Consider the following 18,892-nt stretch of genomic DNA (forward strand, 5'->3'; position numbering starts at 1 on the left):
ATCTGGCAGGGTGCGAATCATTGGAACTGAAAGGGCGGCCTGGTGGCCGCCCTTTTTCGCTGTCAGCAGCTGAGGGAATTAGCCCTCTACTTTCACGGCTGCGGCACTCGCCACGGCACGTGCAATCGCCTCATCGGTATTGTCACCAGTAGCCAGCGCCACGCCCAGACGACGTTGACCAGCAATCTCTGGCTTGCCGAACAGACGCAACTGCAGTCCCGCACCCAATGCCGCTTCGATGTTCACGAACTGCACATTGTTGCTATCCAGCTGTGGCAGAATCACCGCCGAAGCCGCCGGGCCATACTGGCGAATGCCACCGATTGGCAAGCCAAGGAACGCGCGCACATGCAGAGCAAACTCGGACAGATCCTGAGAAATCAGCGTCACCATGCCGGTATCGTGTGGGCGTGGCGAGACTTCGCTAAACACCACCTCATCACCGTAGACAAACAGCTCAACGCCAAACAGACCGTATCCGCCCAGCGCTTTCACCACTTTAGATGCGATATCTTGTGCACGCTGCAGAGCCAGGTCGGTCATCTGCTGTGGCTGCCAGGATTCACGGTAATCGCCATCTTCCTGACGATGACCAATCGGCGCGCAGAAATGGATGCCATCCACGGCGCTGATGGTCAGTAGGGTGATTTCGAAATCAAATTTGACCACGCCCTCGACGATCACGCGACCGGCACCGGCACGTCCGCCTTGCTGCGCGTAATCCCAGGCTTTATCCAGCTGGCTCGCTTCGCGGATGAAACTCTGACCTTTGCCCGATGAGCTCATTACTGGTTTAACGATGCACGGAAAACCAATTTCATTGGCGGCTGCGACGAAATTCTCTTTGCTGTCAGCGAACTGATAGGTTGAAGTCGGTAACGACAACTCTTCTGCCGCCAGACGGCGAATACCTTCGCGGTTCATGGTCAGGCGCGCTGCACGCGCGGTAGGTACCACTTTCTGGCCTTGAGCTTCCAGTTCCAGCAGTTTTTCAGTGGCAATAGCTTCAATTTCTGGCACCACAAAGTGCGGCTTCTCCAGCGCAATTAACGCAGCCAGCGCATCACCGTCCAGCATATTGATCACATGGCTACGGTGTGCAACGTGCATCGCAGGGGCATCGGCATAACGATCCACGGCAATCACTTCCACACCCAGACGCTGACACTCCAGCGCCACTTCTTTGCCCAATTCGCCTGAACCTAACAGCATCACACGCGTTGCGGCAGGGCGCAGCGCGGTTCCGAGAGTCGTCATAATTTCACCTTAGCAGTCAAAATGCGCGCGCAGTATATACGAAAACGTTTGCGTACTCACGCATTCGCCTTCATCAGGTTTGCCATACTTTTCCCGCTCTGACGTTACCTGACACTCGCTACGGCAGCATGGAACGCGGAAACTTAAACAGGAGTTAAACGATGAGCAATTGGTTGCAGCAAATCCAGTCGGTGCTGGCGAAGAAGGGCAGCGACGGCAAAGCCGGTGGTTTGAGCGATATGCTGGCACCCGGCGCGCTGGGTGGGTTAGCGGGATTGCTGGTGGCTAGCAAGTCTACACGAAGCCTGTTGACCAAATATGGCGGCAAAGCCTTGCTGGTCGGCGGCGGTGCGGCAGCGGGCGCCGTGCTATGGAACAAATACAAACAGCGTGTGCGTGAAACGCACCAGGATGAGCCGGAATTTGGTCAGTTGCAGACACCTGTGGATCAGCGCGCTGAACGTTTGGTGACGGCGTTAGTGTTCGCTGCCAAAAGCGATGGTCATATTGACGATCGCGAACGTGCCGCTATTGAGCAGAATATCCATCAGGCGGGTTATGGTTCACAGGCGGAAACGCTGATCCAGCAGGCGATGAACCGTCCACTCGATCCACAGTGGCTGGCGGCAGATGTGAAAAACGAAGAAGAGGCGCTGGAACTGTACTTCCTCAGCTGTGCCGCCATCGATGTGGATCACTTTATGGAGCGCAGCTATCTCTCTGCACTGGGTGATGCCCTGAAGATCCCACAGGATGTGCGCGACGGCATTCAGCGCGATATTCAGGCGGAGAAAGCGGCGTAATGATGCTGATGCCTGGATCATATCCAGGCTTTATTGCGCATCAGATCGAGCAGTGTTTGCAACTGTGCATCAATAACAATTATCTCGTTATTGATCAGTAAATGCAGCGCTGTTACGCGACGAACGCCCTGTTGCAGCGGCAGCATCTTCAATGTTCCTGCCGCCAGGGCGGACTGAATACGGGTCTCCGGTAACCAACCATAACCAACCTGATGCATTACTGCCTCAATTGCGGCCTCGATGGTGGAACAAGCCCAGATCTCTCCCTGATGGTGCTCCTGCAGTACGCTAAAATGCTGATGATCGGCAATGCGGATCAGCGGATATTCCGCTAACTGCTCAGCACTAACCGCACCATTCAAGTGATGTAACGCATGCTGGTGGTGCGCAACAGCCACGAAATCCACATTCATCATCCATTCGCCCCGGCCTGTCCCGGGCTGGCGCTGGCTCAATACCATTACATCCGCCTGGCTGTTATCCGGTATCTGCGTTTCCAACACCTCGGTGACGTTAACCTGCGTACCCGGATAGAGACGCTGGAATTCACTCAGCACACTGAACAAATGCTCGCGCGGCAAGATGCTATCCACCATCAGTTCGATGCGGCTGCGCTCACCGTTGCGCATAGCGCTGGCGGTGCTTTCCAGCGCGTAGAAAGCTTTCAACAGTGGCCTGACCTGCGCCAGAAGCTTCTCGCCTGCAGGCGTCAGCACGGTGCGCCTTCCTTTGGTCTCCAGCAAGGTGACTTCAAGGCGTTCTTGCAGCATGGCGAGGTTATAGCTTACCGAAGACTGGCTGCGATGTGTCGACTCGGCCGCGCTGGCGAAACTGCCGCGCAGCACCACCTCATTTAACAAGCTCCACTGTTCCAACGTTGATTTATGCATATCATCTAAATTTTGAATGAATTTTATCGAAACATAGCGTTATTCATCAGGTAAGTGAAGGCGTAATCTGGCTTCAAACCAAAGGAGAACACATTATGAGCACCTTCGATAAAAATGATTTGGCTGGATTTGTTGGCAAACACCTGATCTATACCTATGACAATGGCTGGAACTATGAGCTGTATATTAAAAATGCTAACACCGTTGATTATCGTATTCATAGCGGGATGGTGGGTAATCGTTGGGTTAAGGACCAGCGCGCCTATATTGTGCGAGTCGCGCAAGAGGTCTACAAAGTTTCCTGGACTGAACCCACCGGCACTGACGTCAGTTTGATCGCGAATCTGGGAGACAGATTGTTTCACGGTACGATCTTCTTCCCCCGCTGGGTGATGAACAACCCGCAGCAGACGGTTTGCTTCCAGAATGAACATCTCAACGAAATGAATCGTTATCGCGAAGCGGGTCCAGCTTATCCCACTGAAGTGATCGACGAATTTGCCACCATCACACTGGTGCGAGATTGCGGTGCCGATAATGATGAGGTCATCGCCTGTGCGGCCAATGAATTGCCCGCTGATTTTCCAGCTAATTTGTTGCGTTAACCACCCTTGACGAGGGAGCGCATGAAAAAGCGCTCCTTTCGTTACACTTCCTGTGCGCTGCTGCTTGGCTTCCCGCGTGATAAGTGCCACGCTTGCTGAATGTTGTCTTTCAGGGAAAGGAGCCAGAATGAACCAGCCGCAAGCGAAAAAAATCCCCCACGTCATGAACCTGCACGGTGAATCGCGCACCGATAACTACTATTGGCTGCGCGATGACGAGCGTGAAAACCCAGAGATTCTGGCACATCTGCACGCCGAGAATGCGTACGGTAAAGCGATGATGGCGTCGCAAGATCCTTTGCAGGAACGGATATTAAAAGAGATTGTCGACCGCATCCCACCGCAGGACCACTCCGTCCCCTACGTAAAAAACGGCTATCGCTATCAAAGCCGCTATGAGGTAGGCAACGAATACCCGCTCTATTTTCGTCAGTCGGTAAACGCACCAGCGGATGAACCCTGGCAACTGCTGATCGACGGCAATCAACGAGCTTCTCACAGTGATTTCTATACCATGGGCGCACTGGCGATCTCACCCGACAACCAGGTGATGGCGCTGGCGGAAGATTTTCTGTCGCGCCGCCAGTATGGCATCCGCTTCCGTAACTTAGAGAGTGGTAGTTGGTATCCGGAAGTGCTGAGCAATGCTTCTTCCAGCGTGGCGTGGGCCAATGATTCGCGCACGCTGTACTACGTGCGTAAGCATCCGAAAACGTTACTGGCCTATCAGGTGTGGCGCCATGAGTTAGGTCATCCGCAATCAGACGATCAGCTGGTGTATGAAGAGCAGGATGAGAGCTTCCACCTCAGCGTGCACAAAACCACCTCCGAGCACTTCATCCTGATTGCGATGTACAGCACCACTACCAGTGAGATCCAGCTGATTGATGCCGAGTATCCGGATGCGCAGCCGCAGGTATTCTGTCCACGTCGTCGCGATCACGAGTACAGCATCGATCACTACAATCACCAGTTCTATATTCGCTCGAATCGCGACGGCAAAAACTTTGGTCTGTATCGCAGCGCATGGCTGGCGGAGAACCGCTGGCAGGCGTTGATTCCGGCACGCGATAACGTGGTGCTGGAGGATTTCCAGCTGTTCCGCCACTGGCTGGTGGTGGAAGAGCGCCAGCGCGGCGTCAACACGCTGCGCCAGATCAACTGGGAAAGTGGAGAAAGCATCGGGATCGCCTTTGACGATCCGGCTTACGTCACCTGGCTGGCATACAATCCTTCGCCGGAAAGTGACACGCTGCGTTATGGCTATTCATCCATGACTACGCCAACCACGCTGTTTGAACTCAATATGGAGACGGGCGACCGCCGCGTGTTGAAACAGACGCCGGTGCCGGGCTTCAACTCAGATGACTACAAAAGCGAACATCACTGGATCACGGTGCGTGATGGCACTGAAGTGCCGGTGTCGCTGGTCTATCACCGTAAGCATTTCAAATCGGGCAGTAATCCACTGCTGGCTTACGGCTATGGTGCCTATGGCAGTAGCATGGATGCCAGTTTCGGCACCAGTCGTATTAGCTTGCTGGAACGCGGTTTTGTTTACGCCATTATCCATGTGCGCGGCGGTGGCGAACTGGGGCAGCAGTGGTATGACGATGGTCGCCTGAAGAATAAGATGAATAGCTTCACCGACTTCATTGATGTGACGCAGGCGCTGGTGGCGAAAGGCTACGGCAATCCGCAGCAGCTGTATGCGATGGGCGGCAGTGCGGGCGGCTTGTTGATGGGCGGTGTGATGAACCTTGCCCCCGAACTGTTCCACGGTGTTGTGGCGCAAGTGCCGTTTGTCGATGTGGTGACGACCATGCTGGACCCGTCGATCCCACTAACCACCGGCGAATATGACGAGTGGGGCAACCCGGAGCAAGAAGAGTTTTACCACATCATTCGCCAGTACAGCCCGTATGACAACATCGAAGCGAAAGCCTACCCGCATCTGTTAGTGACGACAGGATTGCACGATTCCCAGGTGCAGTATTGGGAACCGGCGAAGTGGGTAGCAAAACTGCGTGAGCTGAAAACCAACGATACACTGCTGCTGCTGTGTACCGAGATGGATTCCGGTCACGGTGGTAAATCCGGGCGTTTTAAAGCCTATGAAGGGGTAGCGCAGGAGTTTACTTTCCTGATCGGGCTGGCGCAGGGCAGCTTGCCAGACCGCGTCGATTATTGATCGACTTTCACGTACTTGCGCAGCGCCTGCCGTAACGGTGGGCGCAAATCGCGCACATTCTCCAGCACCCAGCGTAAGTAGCCGGGATCTTTACGCGCAATGCTGCCAATGCTTTGCCCGCGATATTTACCAAACGGGAACACATCGCCGCTGACTTCTGCGGGCTGACAGCGGCCGACCATATCACTGACGCTCCAGCCGGAGGTCTCCATGATGCGGATCAGCAGCGCAGCGGTGACATAGCAGTCATATAACGCACGGTGCGCATGCAGTTCAGCAGGTGGCGTAACGTCAAGCTTCAGGCTGTGACGCAGTGCCTGGTTTCCGTACTTAATGCCCGGCCACAGCTGGCGCGCCAGCGTCATGGTGCAGATCCATTCACCGGGCATGATCGGCAACATACGACGATCAAAACTGGCATTGTGCGCCACATAATGCGGGCTGCCATGATAGCGACCAATCGCTTCTTCAATGGTCGGCTTATCGGCGACCATGGCTTCCGTAATGCGATGCACCGCCATCGCCTGACGGCTGATGGGGCGGTCCGGGCAAATCAAATCGCTCATCGGATTGACGATCTGTCCGTCGATCACATCCACCGACGCGACTTCGACCACGCCGCCTTGCAGGCCACAGGTTTCGGTATCGATAACGCGTAACATAGATTAATTACTTCTGTTTAGGTTCGTAGGGCAGGCGAGAGAGGCTGAGCGATGCCTGACGGTACGCCATCAAGCGCTGACGGAACCATTCGCGCAGGGCTTCCGGCTGCTCGCGCTCGACCATTTCCGCGATCACGGGCATGTTGTAGCGCTCTTTAAAGGCCACGCCTGCGGCGGCCAGATCGACATTGACTTTGTCTTTCTCTTCCTGCGACAACAGGGCAAGGTTTTGGCTCATGCATTTCTCCTGATAAACAGGGGCAAAAGTAATGGTTTCCCCTTTACGGATCAAGGAAATTGGATCGCACCGCAAGTCTCGACACGTCTGTTCCAGCGGCGTATCCTGCTGCCACGTTTGCGGCAGAGCGCCGCATGGCAAAGGGAAGAAGTGATGAAGAAAACTGCGTTAAATCCGATTGTGGCGATGTTGCTGGCGTCATCCACGTTGGTCTTCAGTCAGTTTGCACTGGCACATGCTCACCTGAAAACGCCGGTTCCCGCCAATAAAGCGGTGATCGACAGCTCGCCACAAAATCTGACGCTGACCTTCACAGAAGATGTTGAGCCTGCCTTCAGCGGTGTTGAAGTGCTCAATGCGCAGAATCAGCCGATGGCCGTGGAAAAAGCCAAACTCAACGACAAGCAGCATGATCAGTTGATCGTGCCGATCAGTAAACCACTGCCGTCAGGTCACTATCAGGTGAACTGGCATGTGTTGTCCGTTGATGGTCACAAAACCAAGGGAAGTTACGCGTTTAGCGTGAAGTAATCGATGAGCCTGAGCACGTTGTGGATTGTCCTGCGCGCCCTGCATTTTATTGCGGTGCTATTGCTGGCTGGCAGTGCGTTCTACACGGCTCTGCTGGCACCGCGGCGTTATCGCCCGGTGCTGGCGCAACGATTGCACAAAATTTTAGTCACGACGGCGCTGTTAAGCCTGCTCAGTGCGCTGTTAATGCTCGCCACGCAAACCGGTTTGATGAGCGGTGACTGGCACAATGTCGGTGACCTGGAAACCTGGCAGGCGGTTTTAGCGACGCGCTTTGGCGCGGTGTGGTGTTGGGAACTGGGGTTCGCACTGCTGAGCACGCTGGCCTTGCTGCTGCGTGGCACACTGCGCCAACAGCTCTTGCTGATAAGTGGTCTGTTGCAGTTGGCGGCGCTGGCTGGCGTTGGACATGCCGCGATGCGCGATGGTTTACCCGGCTTGCTGCAGCAGATCAATCACGCGCTGCACTTGATTGCCGCCGCGTTTTGGACCGGCGGCTTACTGCCTCTCTTATTGCTAATGCGTGAAGCCCGTCAGATTACGTATCGCACCGATGCGATTCGCTGCATGATGCGCTTTTCGCGTTATGGGCATCTGGCTGTCGCACTGGCTTTGCTTACCGGGCTGAACAACAGCCTGCTGATTGGTGGCACACCGCTCAATTGGGGCACCACCCTGTGGAGTGCGATGCTGGTGGTCAAAGTGATGCTGGTAATGATGATGGTGGGTATTGCGCTGATCAATCGCTATGTTCTGGTGCCAGGTTTTCGCGTCGCGGGCAGCCACGCGCCGCAGCAGTTTATTCGCCTGACGCAGCTTGAGCTGCTGCTGGCCATTGTTGTTGTCGGATTGGTTAGCGTGTTTGCCACGCTGTCACCGGCCTGAATTGTCATAAATGAAAAATGAGGTCGATATTTTGCTGAAGAAATTGATTCCAGCCTGCATTCTGATGGCGCTGTGCAGCCAGGCGATGGCCGCACAGATTATTACCGTCAGCCGCTTTGAGATTGGCAAAGACAAATGGCCCTTCACCCGCGAAGAGGTGATGCTGACGTGTGAGAAAGACGGCGCGCTGTTTGCCATCAATCCGAGCACCTTGTTGCAGTATCCGCTGAATGATAAAGCACAAGCACGCGCTGATGCCGGCAAGGGCACACTGCAATCCATCGATACCATCGTGGCGGAAGACAAAGCACATCCTGGCCAGAAAATGAGCCTGCAACCGATCGTTGATCGCGCGCAGCAGCTGTGCGGTAAGTAATCCCTGCAAAATTCGGGCGTAGCGCACAGTTTTGCCGCTACGCTTGCTTTTCCGATGTGTCAGCACGATCACAGAGTTGGCAGCTTCCTGACCGCATCGTGACGGTTGGCTGGAAAATAATCACCCTTGGACTACCTTTAAATGGCAAGGCGAACTCGCCTTCAAAAATGCCAACTTTTAGCGCACGGCTCTCAAAGAGCCATTTCCCTGGACCCGATACAGGAATCGTATTGGGTCTTTTTTTATGTAATTGATTTTTATGATTATAATTTACTCTTCACCCAAGTTTCCCGAAATTTGTCCGAAATCCTTTTATCCGAATCAATTTCATATCCCGCAATCCTAACCCAATCTTTGCGCAAAATACCCGCAAATCGCCCAGTTATTCACCCAATCGCGCCTCGCTTCACGTGCTACATTTCCTCTCAGCAATACGCCAACCCTGCCAGCCCAAACGAGAGTCTTGAGATGTTCAAATCTGCTGTACTGTTCACCACTATCCTGCTGCTCAGCGGCTGTGCGCTGAAGCAATACCCGCAATCACCCAAAGTCAGTGATGAAGAAGCGCAAACCTACAACTGTGCGGCACTGGATCAGGAAATTGCGAAGTCCCACAGTGTCCAGCAGCAGATCGACAAAACCGGTGAGTTTGATGCGCTGACGGTGATTGGTTTTATCGGCGACTTTGGCATCGGCAACGGTATCGCTAAGGCTAGCGCCAACAAGCATGCCTCGGCACGGTTAAATCAGTTGGAACAATTAAAAGCCGTGCGTTGTGGCCACCCAACGGCGTAATGAATTCAAGCCAGCACGAAAGATGCGGACATTTAACAGCAGCCAGTGAGCGTGAAAAATGGTATAAGAGTGCGCACTGTTTTTATTGCCGATTAATAAGGATCCTTCATGGCAAATGCGCAATATCTTCTCTGGGTAATGATTGGCACCTTAACGCTACTAAGCATCTTTATCGGTGTGGTAGTCGGTCGGACGAAAACGCCTCGTGTCGGCTTTGCGACCTTTGCCGGATTATGGGTATTTTTCCTGCTGGCGATATTCTTTCTCTCGCATTAAAGAACACCGTTTGCCACACGGCTTGTGTGGCAAATCAGTTGGTTAAGCGGTGTGGTGTAAAGCGGCACGATGCTGAGCAATTAGCGTGTCAGCCAGCTGACGATCTTCTTCATGTTGCGAGATGTAATATTCATAAGGATCGCGCACGCCGAGGCTTTCGATATAATCCAGATGGGCTCGTTTCACTTCACGGTTAATATATTGCACCACCTCTAATCCCAACTCATCCGCATAAACCGGCGCTTTGCTTTTTATTTCGCGAATCAAGTCCACGTTATTTTGCATAAAAAGCTCCAGATCGATTTTATAATAGTCTTTCATTGCTCACTCCTTAAGAAAATAGTGTCCTTTAAGCCTGGCACATGCTGCTTATTGCGTGTGGCTTAAGATGCCAGCCATTCCGCAACGCCACCATGGCGAGAACAGGTCCCGCGGTGATGGGCACTGAAACTGTATGATCCATCGCGACAGCGAGCGGTTGCGCCATCGGGAACGTCATTATTTTGCGTATGTGCGGGACGATGAATCGATTGTCCTTCGCTGTTGATGTAACTGCCTTGCTCAATCAGTTCAACATGCTTTTTGGCGTGAGTGGGCATGCTGACCAGCAACAGCATAAGTGTGATAACAGAAAGCGTTTTCATATTCTCATTAAGGTGGAAAGAGGATAGGACGTTATCGGCAGGAAGGAAGAAAGCTTAAATAAACATAATTAATGTAAGCGAAGCGTAAAAAAGCAATAATGAGAATGATAGTTAATATCATTTAACTTGTTCGGAATTGTCTGGATTGATAAAGTGATCGCCGTCCCGCACAGAGCTAACGCCTTTAATGAGCGCCGGAGATAAGCGCCGGACGGGACTTTCATCAGGGCTGCAGGACGCAGCCGCTTTTGAAATTTATTGAGGTTTTCTGGCAGACAATAAAAACAACATCGGACGGTCGCGCTCTTCCTCTAAGCCCGGATTCTGCTTTACCTGCTCATCGGCAGGCCCCCATTCATCAAGATGCACAATCTCGAATCCGGCACCAATCAACGCATTAATCCAGCTGGCCAATTTACGATGCTGCTTCTTCACGCCATCGGCAAACCAATTGTTGATGCGCTCACCTTCCTGTTGGTAATGGTTGATCGGCCAACTGCGTTGCTGTTGGTCATCCACAATCCACTGCTGCTGAAACGGAGCGGTATAAATGGGGTGTTCGCAGGAGAAGATCAGCATACCGCCAGGTTTTAATGCATCGAACAGGGTGGTGAATAACGGCTCGATGTGACTCAGGTAATGTAATGCCAGTGAGCTGTAGGCAAGATCATAGGTTTTATCGAGCTGCAGAGTTTCTAAATCCGCACGTTGATAGCGAATGTTCGGTGAAGAAGTCATGGCGGTCGCTTGCGCCAGCATCTTTTCTGAGACATCAATCCCCAGGATTTCACGGGCACCATGCTGCTGCGCGTAACGGCAAAACCAGCCGTATCCACAGCCTAAATCAACGACGCGTAAGTCATTCAGATCGGGCAGCATCGCTCGTAATGCGGGCCACTCAGGTGCGCCATCCAATCCTTCCACTGAGCGGGGTAAAGTAGCATAACCGGCAAAGAAGGTGGGGTTATCGTAAATGTTCTGGCTCATATTGGCTCCTTTATATGAATCGAAAGGAGTTTAGGTGTTTAGCGCGACAGGAAACAGCGATTAGCCCACAAACAGCAGATGCACCAAACGCGCCAGCGATTCCAGCAGCAGCAGGCTGCCGAGAAATATAAACACCAGTACACCGATAAATTGTTTACGGCTGCTCACGCTGCTCCCTCCCCTGGCTTCATCTCACCGGACTATACTTTATGACGGGTTCACTAAACTTCCAGTCAACCGGGGAAGATTACATGTTTTACCAAACGGTGAGTGCCAAAACGTGGCGTAACATTTGGGTGGTGGGCGATTTGCATGGTTGCCGCGCTCAACTGGACTCGCAGCTCATTCTGCATGACTTCGACAAAGAGCGAGACCTGCTGCTGTCGGTAGGGGATTTGATCGATCGCGGTCCCGACAGCCCCGGCTGCTTACAGCTGTTGCAGGAGCCTTGGTTTCGCTGTGTGCGCGGTAATCATGAACAGATGGCGTTGTCGGCGCTGGAAGGGCAAGACCCTATGCTGTGGATGATGAACGGCGGTGACTGGTTCTGGCAACTAAAAGGGGCGGATTTAATTGCGGCGCGCCATGCGCTGAAACGCTGTGCCGATCTGCCGCTGATTTTGCACCTGGAGTTAGCCGACCGCGTGGTGGTGATCGCCCATGCGGACTATCCAGCCAGCCATTATGAGTTGGGTCAGGACGTGGACTGGCATCAGGTGGTGTGGAGCCGCGATCGTCTCGGCCGCCATCATCGTGGCGCTTCCGCCAGTATTGACGGTGCGAGCGATTTCTATTTCGGCCACACGCCACTGGAACAGCCGCTCAATGTGGCGAACCAGCATTACATCGACACCGGCGCAGTGTTCGGTAATCGCTTAACGCTGGTTCAGCTTCAATAGAGTTAACGGAACAAACGCCCGTCGCGCACCAGGTCGCGTGGATAGCTGTTTTTGATGCGGTTACTGACTTTCTTGGCTAAACCCAATGGCTGCTGCTGATAGGTGACAATCACTTCATCGCGAGTTGGTGCGGTTTCAGGATGAATATCCTGGCCGCGATACCAGCTTTCTGCTTCCGTTTCCGTCAATTCGAAATCCAGTGCGCTGCCCGGTTTAGTCAGGGCAACCACCGCTTCATGCTGCCAGCGATAGCCTTTCGGGAAGGTCTCTGCCAGCTTCAGACCGATGCGGGAGAACCGCACTCTGCCGAGCCAGTTTTCCAGCGCAGCCGGGAACAGCCACAGTTCTTTATCACGCTGCCACAACGCATGCTGCTCATCCCACTCAATCCCCACCTTAGCAGCCGCCTGTTGCACTTCAGCAACCAGCTTGCGGCTGGCAGGCGAGAAGGGCAGTTTACCCACTTTATAGGTGGGTGCGGGCAGCGCCGGGATGCTGGCCGTTTTGCGCAGGCGTGCGACAAAGAAGCCTTCACTGTCGAAAATCTGTGGGAAGACATGCAGGAAGCCTTCCGGCGTCAATGCACGCTCGGCACCGTCAAACAGGTCGTGCAACGGCACGATGTCAACCGCATCGGGATAGCGCTGCTGCAACCAGGCGATCACCTGTTGGTTCTCAATCTGGTTCAGCGTGCAGGTAGAGTAGATCAACGTGCCGCCAGGTTGTAATGCATGGAATGCACTGTCGATCAGGTCACGCTGGGTTGCGGCAATCTCTTCAGTGCTGGCCAGTGTCCAGTTACGCAGGGCGTCGGCATCTTTACGCACCACACCTTCGCCGGAGCAGGGCGCATCCAGCAGGATGGCATCAAACTGCTCAGGTAGGGCGGCACCAAACACACGACCATCAAAATGCGTCAGCGCCACATTGCTGACGCCACAGCGGCTGATATTGGCATGCAACACTTTTACCCGGCTGGCTGAATATTCATTGGCGAGAATCGCGCCTTCGTTGCGCATCAACGCGGCCATTTGCGTGGTTTTGGAGCCAGGTGCAGCGGCCACATCCATCACCTTGCGTGCTTCTGGCGCGGCATCAAACAACGCGGTGACCGGCAGCATTGAGCTGGCTTCCTGAATGTAGAACAAACCGCTCAGGTGCTCGGCCACACTGCCCAGCGGCAATGTCTCATCTTCCCGCTCGATCCAGAATCCTTCGGCGCACCAGGGAACCGGCGTTAAGCGCCAGCCATAATGCGCGGTGCGTGCTAAAAACGCCTCCACACTGATTTTCAACGTATTGACGCGCAGGCTGCGGCGCAGCGGCTGCTGGCTAATCGCCAGGAAACGCTGCAGTTCATTTTCGTCAGCCAGGCTGGTGCGCATCAGCGCAAGGAAATCTTCAGGAAAGCGATCGGACACGGACATTTACCGGGGTATCAAATTTAGCGCGAAGTGTAACACGTGCAAATAAAACGGGCAGCCCGCAGGCTGCCCGATTGCTTAATTGGGATCCGGAATCGCCGTTCCCCAACTGCGCCACTCTTTCGGCGCTTCATCCTGCAACAGGAAGTGTTTATCAGCACCGGCCTGAGGCGCCAGCGGCACCGTCGGCGGTGTGGCAAATTGAATGCCGCCACGAATGAACTGCTGGAAGGTACCGGTTTTCACGACCCCACCAATCAGACCGAAGTCGAGGTTATAGCCAGACGCCAGCCAGAACACGGAGTTATTACGCACCAGATGCTGATACTTCTTGCTGATGCGCAGCGCGATCTGTACGCGATCCGCCATGTTACCCAGCGAAGTGCCGGTCACCGTGCCCACTTCTACACCACGGAACAGCACCGGCGTACCCAGCGACAGTGAACCCGCTTCGGTGGCATCGACATAAATGTTGAGTCCGTTGAGGTAACGCGAATCGGTGATGGTACTCTCCTGCAACTCAAAGGTACGTGCCTGAGCCCCTTTGCCGGGATCGACATTGAGGTAAGGCTGCAGCAAGGTCTCCAGATGATTAACACCCGCTGGCGAAATTTCCGGTGAGACCACCGAGAAGCGACTGCCGATACGCGCAAAGTCCTGCACATACTCGGGATAAAGCACCGCTTTCGCCACCACCTGATTATTGTCTTTACTCAATGCCAGTGATTCGACCTGGCCGACATTAATGCCGAGGTAACGAATCGGCATGCCCGCAGCCAGCTTGCTGGCATCAAAGGTATGCAAGGTGATCTGGCTGCCGACTGCACGCGCAGCCGTTTCAGAGGCATAGAGTACGCGTTTCACGCCTTTCGCCGCTTGCGCGCCAGTGAGGTTATCGAAACTGATCGCCCCTTTCAGCGCACGGTTGAGCGGCGAAGCCTGCACCGTTAAACCGCTGCCGTTAAGTTGCACTTTCGCACCACCTTCGGCCCAGAATACGCTCTCGCTGGTCAGCAATTTGCGGTATTGCGGCTCAATGTGGATGGAAATCTCAAAGGCATCGGCGCGCGGCACCACGTACACCACTTCACCCACCTGGAATTTCCGATACAGCACCACTGAACCGGCCTGCACATCTGGCAAGCTGTTGGCGGTCAGTTTCAGTGTGGTTGGCGGCTGGTCACCGATAATCCCTTCCTGCGCACGCTCAGCATCGGCATATAAAGGATAACGGGCGGAAGGATTGCCTTTCGCACCCGGCACCAGACGTATGCCGCCGTCTACCCATTCACGGGCACTGGCACCCAGCACCTGCATTCCATCGAGACCAAACTTCACGTCGAGACGACTATTCACAATGAATTTGCTGTCCGCGTGCACCAGATGGCGATATTCCGGATTGATGGCCACCGCAAAGCTAATGCCATTCTCATCCAGTTGACGCGAAATGACCTGCCCAATCTTCATGCCGTACAGCATCACCGGCTGACCGCCATCAATACCGTAGGTTTCCGGCGCGCTGAGTTTTACCGTCAGAACATCCGGTTTTTGCAGCAGGGTTTCGCTGGCAGGCAGCACGGTAAAGTGATCCTGCGCGGGACCTTCGCCCGGTACCAGTTCGAAGGTGTTACCGGTCAGCAAGCTGCTGAGATTGGTGTCGGTCAGGCTCAGTTTGGGTGCACGCATTTCAATGCGGGTACCGCTGCGCATCAGGCTCGTCACCGAAGGATCCACGGTGAGTTCGCCGGTGACTTTGCCGCCCGGCAACAGATTGAGTTTGGTCAAGGTACCGACTTCCAGACCCTGGTACATCAGTGGCGTGCTATTCGCTTTGAGGTTATCGCCGCTCGGTAAATCCAGACTGATCTGCACGCCACGCTGGCTGCGTGCCAGATCGGGGTAGAGCTGATAGTTTTCGTCGCTGTTGGCCTGCTGACCTTCTTCTGGAGAATCAAAGGCAATCGCCCCATTCACCAGCGCGGCCAGGCTCTCGAGCTTCACTTTGGCACCGCTCAGACTGACGTCAGCGTCTACGCCGGACACGTTCCAGAAGCGGCTCTGCTTTTTCACCAGATTGACGAAACGACGCTCAATCAGTACGTCGACCGTGACGCCATCAGTATTACCGTTGATGCTGTAGTCATACACGCGTCCCACCGGGATTTTGCGGTAGTAGACCAGCGACCCGGTGTTCAGCGAACCCAAATCGGGAGAGTGTAGATGGATCAGCAACTCGCCGGTGTTGACGCGATACTTGGGTTGGGTGTCCAGCGCGGTAAAGTGCTCACGCGGATTGCCGCCGCCGGGCATCATGCCAATATAGTTACCGCCCACCAGCGCATCCAATCCTGAAACACCTGCCAGCGAGGCTTTTGGCGTCACCAGCCAGAACTGTGTATTGTCCTTCAGCGCATCGCGCATATCGCTCTTGATACTGGCTTTGATCTGGATGCTGTGATAGTCATCGCTCAGCACAATACCTTGCACGGTACCCACTTCCACGCCCTGATAGCGAATCGGCGTACGGCCCGGCACGATGCCATCCGCGGTCTGGAAGTTGATGGTGATAGTGGTACCGCGTTCCTGATAGTTGGTCCATAACAGCCAGCCAGCAATCAGCAGGGCAATAATGGGCAATAGCCAGAACGGCGAAACCTTGCGTTTGTTACGCAGGTTGGCGCTAGTCGGTGTAGTCGGCGTTTCCTGTTGCATGTGCATCCCAGATCAGGCGGCTATCAAGCCACTCTACAGCCATAATGGTCAGGATGACTGCCGCGCCAAAGTAGAAGGCGGCAGGTCCCATGGTAAAAGCCAGCAGTTGATCGCGATTCACCAATGACATGGTGACCGCAATCACGAACAGATCCAGCATCGACCAGCGTCCCACCCAGGTGATGGCACGCAGCAGTCGAATGCGGGTTTTTAAGCCCTGTTCACACTTAAAATGGATGCTGACCAGCAAAGTCAGCATCACTAACACTTTGGTAAACGGCACCAGAATACTGGCGATAAATACCACCGCCGCCACCGGGATGTTGCCGGAAGCCAGACCCAGAATACCGGAGAAGATCGTATCTTCACGGCGTGCGCCATTAACGTAAACTACTGAAATCGGCAGCAGATTAGCGGGGATCAGTAGCACAATCGAAGCGATCAGCGCGGCCCAGGATTTCTGCAAACTGTGGCGACGACGGAAATCGAGCGGGGTGTGACAACGTGTACAACGCCCGCGATCGTCCGGCACGCCGGTTTGATGACAGTTCAGACACACCTGCCACTGTTCCGGAGGTGTGGTGGGTACAGCCTGCGGATAATAGTGCTCCCACAGCTCTTCCACGTTGAGATGAATCAGCGTCAGCAGGCTCAGCACCGTCAGCGCGATATAGGCCACCAGGCCATAGCCGACTTCCAGCGCGGCGTAATCCTGCACCTTTATAGAGGCGACCGCCACACCGACCAGATAGATATCCAGCATCACCCACTCTTTGAGCTTCTCCAGCATCAGCAACACCGGACGCAGGTTCATCCCGAGGGCGTTGCCAATCCATAAATAGCAGATGCCCGCAACTAAGGTTACCGGTGCACCAATGGTACAAAACGCCACCATCGAGGCCGTCAGCACGTTGCCCTGCTGCGCCATCTGGATGACGCCTTCCACCAGGCTGGCGTTGATGCGCATGCCGAGCAAGCGAATATCCACCAAAGGAAGGCTGAAGGCGAAGGGCATCAACACGATCATGGTCACGGCCATTACGGTGAGTCGCGTCATTGACCAATCGCGGCCACTTTGAATTTTTGCATGACAGCGCGGGCAATGCGCCGACTGATGCGATTTCACATCCGGTAAGGAAAAAAGGGTATCGCATTGCGGACAACGCTGATAACGTGCGTGGGGCAACGTCTGGCTGATAGCGTGAATTTTCATAGGTGACGCAAGTGGCCCATCGTTCGTTACGTTTACCGGCATGCTGTTCAGAGCAATCTGACTGCAATAGGGAGTGGTACAAGAATAGTCTTAACCACCGACTGCTAAGGGTATAGTAACTAACACAATGATTCACCTGATGGGGCTGGATTATTAGTGCTTATTTTAACAACTGAGTGACAACAAGCTCACGACAGTGACGAGTTATGGTTAAACAATGAACAAAAAAGCCTTTTACGAGGATTTAAATCGCGATGTCCGTGCACTGTTAGCGGGCGAAACCTCTTTCCTGGCAGCACTGGGTAATTGCAGTGCGCTGCTGTTTGAACGCCTGGAAGGCGTGAACTGGGCAGGATTTTACTTGCTCACCGAGCCAAATACGCTGGTGCTGGGCCCGTTCCAGGGCAAAATTGCCTGCGTACGCATTCCGGTGGGCAAAGGGGTTTGTGGCACAGCGATTGCAGAGGATAAAGTACAGCTCGTTGAGGATGTGCATGCGTTCCCTGGTCATATCGCGTGTGATGCGGCCAGTAACGCTGAAATCGTGATTCCTCTGAAAGTGAATGGCACCGTTGTCGGTGTGCTAGACATTGATAGTACGGTTTATTCTCGCTTTGATAGTGAGGATGAAGCGGGGCTGGTGGCCCTTACCGACGGGCTTTGTGAAGTGCTGGCGGGCAGTGACATCGAAAAATTTATTCAACTGTCACGCAGCTAATCGACTGGATCACATAGCATTTGGCGATGTTGTCATTATAATGTCGCCTGTTCATGCCTGCTCTGGTCGGCAAACCCGTAGTAATCAGGAAATTTCATGGAAAATCAACCTAAGTTGAATAGCAGTAAAGAAGTGATCGCCTTTTTGGCGGAACGTTTTCCGCAATGTTTTAGCGCCGAAGGTGAAGCGCGTCCGCTTAAAATCGGTATCTTCCAGGATCTGGTTGAGCGCGTTCAGGGTGAAAACAGCCTGAGCAAGACGCAACTGCGTTCAGCCTTGCGCCTTTATACCTCAAGCTGGCGTTACCTGTACGGCATTAAAGCGGGTGCAATCCGTGTTGATCTTGATGGCAACGCCTGTGGCGTGCTGGACGAACAACACGTTGAACATGCGCGCAAGCAGCTGGAAGAAGCTAAAGCGCGCGTTCAGGCGCAGCGCGATCAGCAAAAAGCGAAGAAACGCGAAGCCGGTGAAGAGACCGCAGAGCGTCGTCCTCGTAAACCTGCTCCTCGCAAAGCGGCTGAAGGCGAAGCACCTCGCAAGCCTCGTCCACAGGCACCGCGTGCCGCATCAGCAGAACGTCCTGCTGCACCGCGCCCACCGCGAGCTAAACCTGTCACTGATACCTCAACTTTGCAACCCGGCCAGAACATCAAAGTTAAAGCAGGCAAAAGTGCAATGGACGCCACCATTCTTGAAATCACCAAGGATGGCGTTCGGGTGCAGCTCGCTTCCGGCATGGCAATGATTGTGCGCGCAGAACACTTGCAGTTCTGAAACGGAGGC

Annotated in this window: 21 protein-coding genes; 11 read left to right on the top strand and 10 right to left on the bottom strand. The window is 54.1% G+C overall.

Annotated elements, in window-relative coordinates; translation table 11 throughout:
• Positions 1–78: 78 nt before the first annotated feature.
• Complete coding sequence (purT, locus tag F3J37_RS05510) at positions 79–1,257, bottom strand: formate-dependent phosphoribosylglycinamide formyltransferase (RefSeq protein WP_166932286.1); 1,179 nt, start codon at positions 1,255–1,257, stop codon at positions 79–81.
• Between the two features lie 161 nt (positions 1,258–1,418).
• On the opposite strand from purT, the gene F3J37_RS05515 reads away from it, so the two are divergent.
• Entirely contained in the window at positions 1,419–2,060 is a 642-nt protein-coding gene (locus F3J37_RS05515) for a tellurite resistance TerB family protein (protein ID WP_166932288.1), read from the top strand.
• Between the two features lie 17 nt (positions 2,061–2,077).
• On the opposite strand, the gene F3J37_RS05520 is transcribed toward F3J37_RS05515, so the two are convergent.
• Entirely contained in the window at positions 2,078–2,950 is an 873-nt protein-coding gene (locus F3J37_RS05520) for a LysR family transcriptional regulator (RefSeq protein ID WP_166932290.1), read from the bottom strand.
• Between the two features lie 92 nt (positions 2,951–3,042).
• Between F3J37_RS05520 and F3J37_RS05525 the strand changes: the two genes are divergently transcribed.
• Complete coding sequence (locus F3J37_RS05525; protein ID WP_166932370.1) at positions 3,043–3,555, top strand: phenolic acid decarboxylase; 513 nt, start codon at positions 3,043–3,045, stop codon at positions 3,553–3,555.
• Positions 3,556–3,682: 127 nt separating this feature from the next.
• Positions 3,683–5,746 carry a prolyl oligopeptidase family serine peptidase gene (locus F3J37_RS05530; RefSeq protein WP_166932292.1) on the top strand — a complete coding sequence of 688 codons (2,064 nt, stop codon included), beginning with the start codon at positions 3,683–3,685 and terminating at the stop codon, positions 5,744–5,746.
• Here the strand turns inward: F3J37_RS05530 and exoX are convergent.
• Positions 5,740–6,408 (bottom strand): exodeoxyribonuclease X, encoded by a 669-nt coding sequence (gene exoX / locus F3J37_RS05535; protein WP_038646533.1) that lies wholly within the window; start codon positions 6,406–6,408, stop codon positions 5,740–5,742. The two genes, F3J37_RS05530 and exoX, sit on opposite strands and share 7 nt — an antisense overlap.
• A gap of 7 nt (positions 6,409–6,415) precedes the next feature.
• Positions 6,416–6,646: a DNA polymerase III subunit theta gene (locus tag F3J37_RS05540; RefSeq protein WP_097116864.1), complete on the bottom strand. Its 231-nt coding sequence runs from the start codon at positions 6,644–6,646 to the stop codon at positions 6,416–6,418.
• Positions 6,647–6,799: 153 nt separating this feature from the next.
• Here F3J37_RS05540 and copC point away from each other — a divergent pair, with 153 nt between their 5' ends.
• From copC to F3J37_RS05565, 5 genes are all read left to right on the top strand, one after another.
• Positions 6,800–7,177, top strand: a complete 378-nt coding sequence (copC, locus tag F3J37_RS05545) for a copper homeostasis periplasmic binding protein CopC (RefSeq protein WP_166932294.1) — start codon at positions 6,800–6,802, stop codon at positions 7,175–7,177.
• 3 nt (positions 7,178–7,180) lie between these two features.
• Positions 7,181–8,062 (top strand): copper homeostasis membrane protein CopD, encoded by an 882-nt coding sequence (gene copD, locus F3J37_RS05550; protein ID WP_166932296.1) that lies wholly within the window; start codon positions 7,181–7,183, stop codon positions 8,060–8,062.
• A gap of 28 nt (positions 8,063–8,090) precedes the next feature.
• Positions 8,091–8,438, top strand: a complete 348-nt coding sequence (locus tag F3J37_RS05555) for a YebY family protein (protein WP_034828876.1) — start codon at positions 8,091–8,093, stop codon at positions 8,436–8,438.
• A 468-nt stretch (positions 8,439–8,906) separates the two neighbouring features.
• Positions 8,907–9,233, top strand: coding sequence for a hypothetical protein (locus F3J37_RS05560; protein ID WP_166932298.1), 327 nt, complete (start codon positions 8,907–8,909; stop codon positions 9,231–9,233).
• Between the two features lie 108 nt (positions 9,234–9,341).
• The gene (locus tag F3J37_RS05565) at positions 9,342–9,509 is read left to right on the top strand and encodes a hypothetical protein (RefSeq protein ID WP_166932300.1); all 168 of its coding nucleotides are present in this window, start codon (positions 9,342–9,344) and stop codon (positions 9,507–9,509) included.
• A gap of 42 nt (positions 9,510–9,551) precedes the next feature.
• Here the strand turns inward: F3J37_RS05565 and F3J37_RS05570 are convergent, their stop codons facing one another.
• From F3J37_RS05570 to F3J37_RS05580, 3 genes are all read right to left on the bottom strand, one after another.
• A complete protein-coding gene (locus tag F3J37_RS05570; RefSeq protein WP_166932302.1) occupies positions 9,552–9,830 on the bottom strand; it encodes a DUF6388 family protein in 279 nt (92 codons plus the stop codon).
• Positions 9,831–9,892: 62 nt separating this feature from the next.
• The gene (locus tag F3J37_RS05575) at positions 9,893–10,153 is read right to left on the bottom strand and encodes a DUF3761 domain-containing protein (protein WP_166932304.1); all 261 of its coding nucleotides are present in this window, start codon (positions 10,151–10,153) and stop codon (positions 9,893–9,895) included.
• Positions 10,154–10,408: 255 nt separating this feature from the next.
• Positions 10,409–11,140 (bottom strand): class I SAM-dependent methyltransferase, encoded by a 732-nt coding sequence (locus F3J37_RS05580; protein ID WP_166932306.1) that lies wholly within the window; start codon positions 11,138–11,140, stop codon positions 10,409–10,411.
• A gap of 251 nt (positions 11,141–11,391) precedes the next feature.
• Between F3J37_RS05580 and F3J37_RS05585 the strand changes: the two genes are divergently transcribed.
• Complete coding sequence (locus F3J37_RS05585) at positions 11,392–12,039, top strand: metallophosphoesterase (RefSeq protein WP_034828689.1); 648 nt, start codon at positions 11,392–11,394, stop codon at positions 12,037–12,039.
• A gap of 2 nt (positions 12,040–12,041) precedes the next feature.
• On the opposite strand, the gene rsmF is transcribed toward F3J37_RS05585, so the two are convergent.
• The 3 genes from rsmF to yebS all read right to left on the bottom strand — a co-directional run bounded on the left by rsmF (position 12,042) and on the right by yebS (position 17,388).
• Positions 12,042–13,466, bottom strand: coding sequence for a 16S rRNA (cytosine(1407)-C(5))-methyltransferase RsmF (gene rsmF / locus F3J37_RS05590; RefSeq protein ID WP_166932308.1), 1,425 nt, complete (start codon positions 13,464–13,466; stop codon positions 12,042–12,044).
• A 75-nt stretch (positions 13,467–13,541) separates the two neighbouring features.
• Positions 13,542–16,175, bottom strand: a complete 2,634-nt coding sequence (locus tag F3J37_RS05595) for a PqiB family protein (protein WP_166932310.1) — start codon at positions 16,173–16,175, stop codon at positions 13,542–13,544.
• A complete protein-coding gene (gene yebS / locus F3J37_RS05600) occupies positions 16,144–17,388 on the bottom strand; it encodes a membrane integrity lipid transport subunit YebS (protein WP_034828695.1) in 1,245 nt (414 codons plus the stop codon). The genes F3J37_RS05595 and yebS overlap by 32 nt, the downstream gene beginning before the upstream one ends.
• Before the next feature lie 217 nt (positions 17,389–17,605).
• Here yebS and msrC point away from each other — a divergent pair, with 217 nt between their 5' ends.
• Entirely contained in the window at positions 17,606–18,106 is a 501-nt protein-coding gene (gene msrC / locus F3J37_RS05605) for a free L-methionine (R)-S-oxide reductase MsrC (RefSeq protein WP_038646557.1), read from the top strand.
• 96 nt (positions 18,107–18,202) lie between these two features.
• Positions 18,203–18,883, top strand: coding sequence for an RNA chaperone ProQ (gene proQ, locus F3J37_RS05610; RefSeq protein WP_034828699.1), 681 nt, complete (start codon positions 18,203–18,205; stop codon positions 18,881–18,883).
• The last annotated feature ends 9 nt before the right edge of the window (positions 18,884–18,892 follow it).

Source organism: Candidatus Pantoea communis (assembly GCF_011752685.1).
Classification (GTDB): Bacteria; Pseudomonadota; Gammaproteobacteria; order Enterobacterales; family Enterobacteriaceae; genus Pantoea; species Pantoea communis.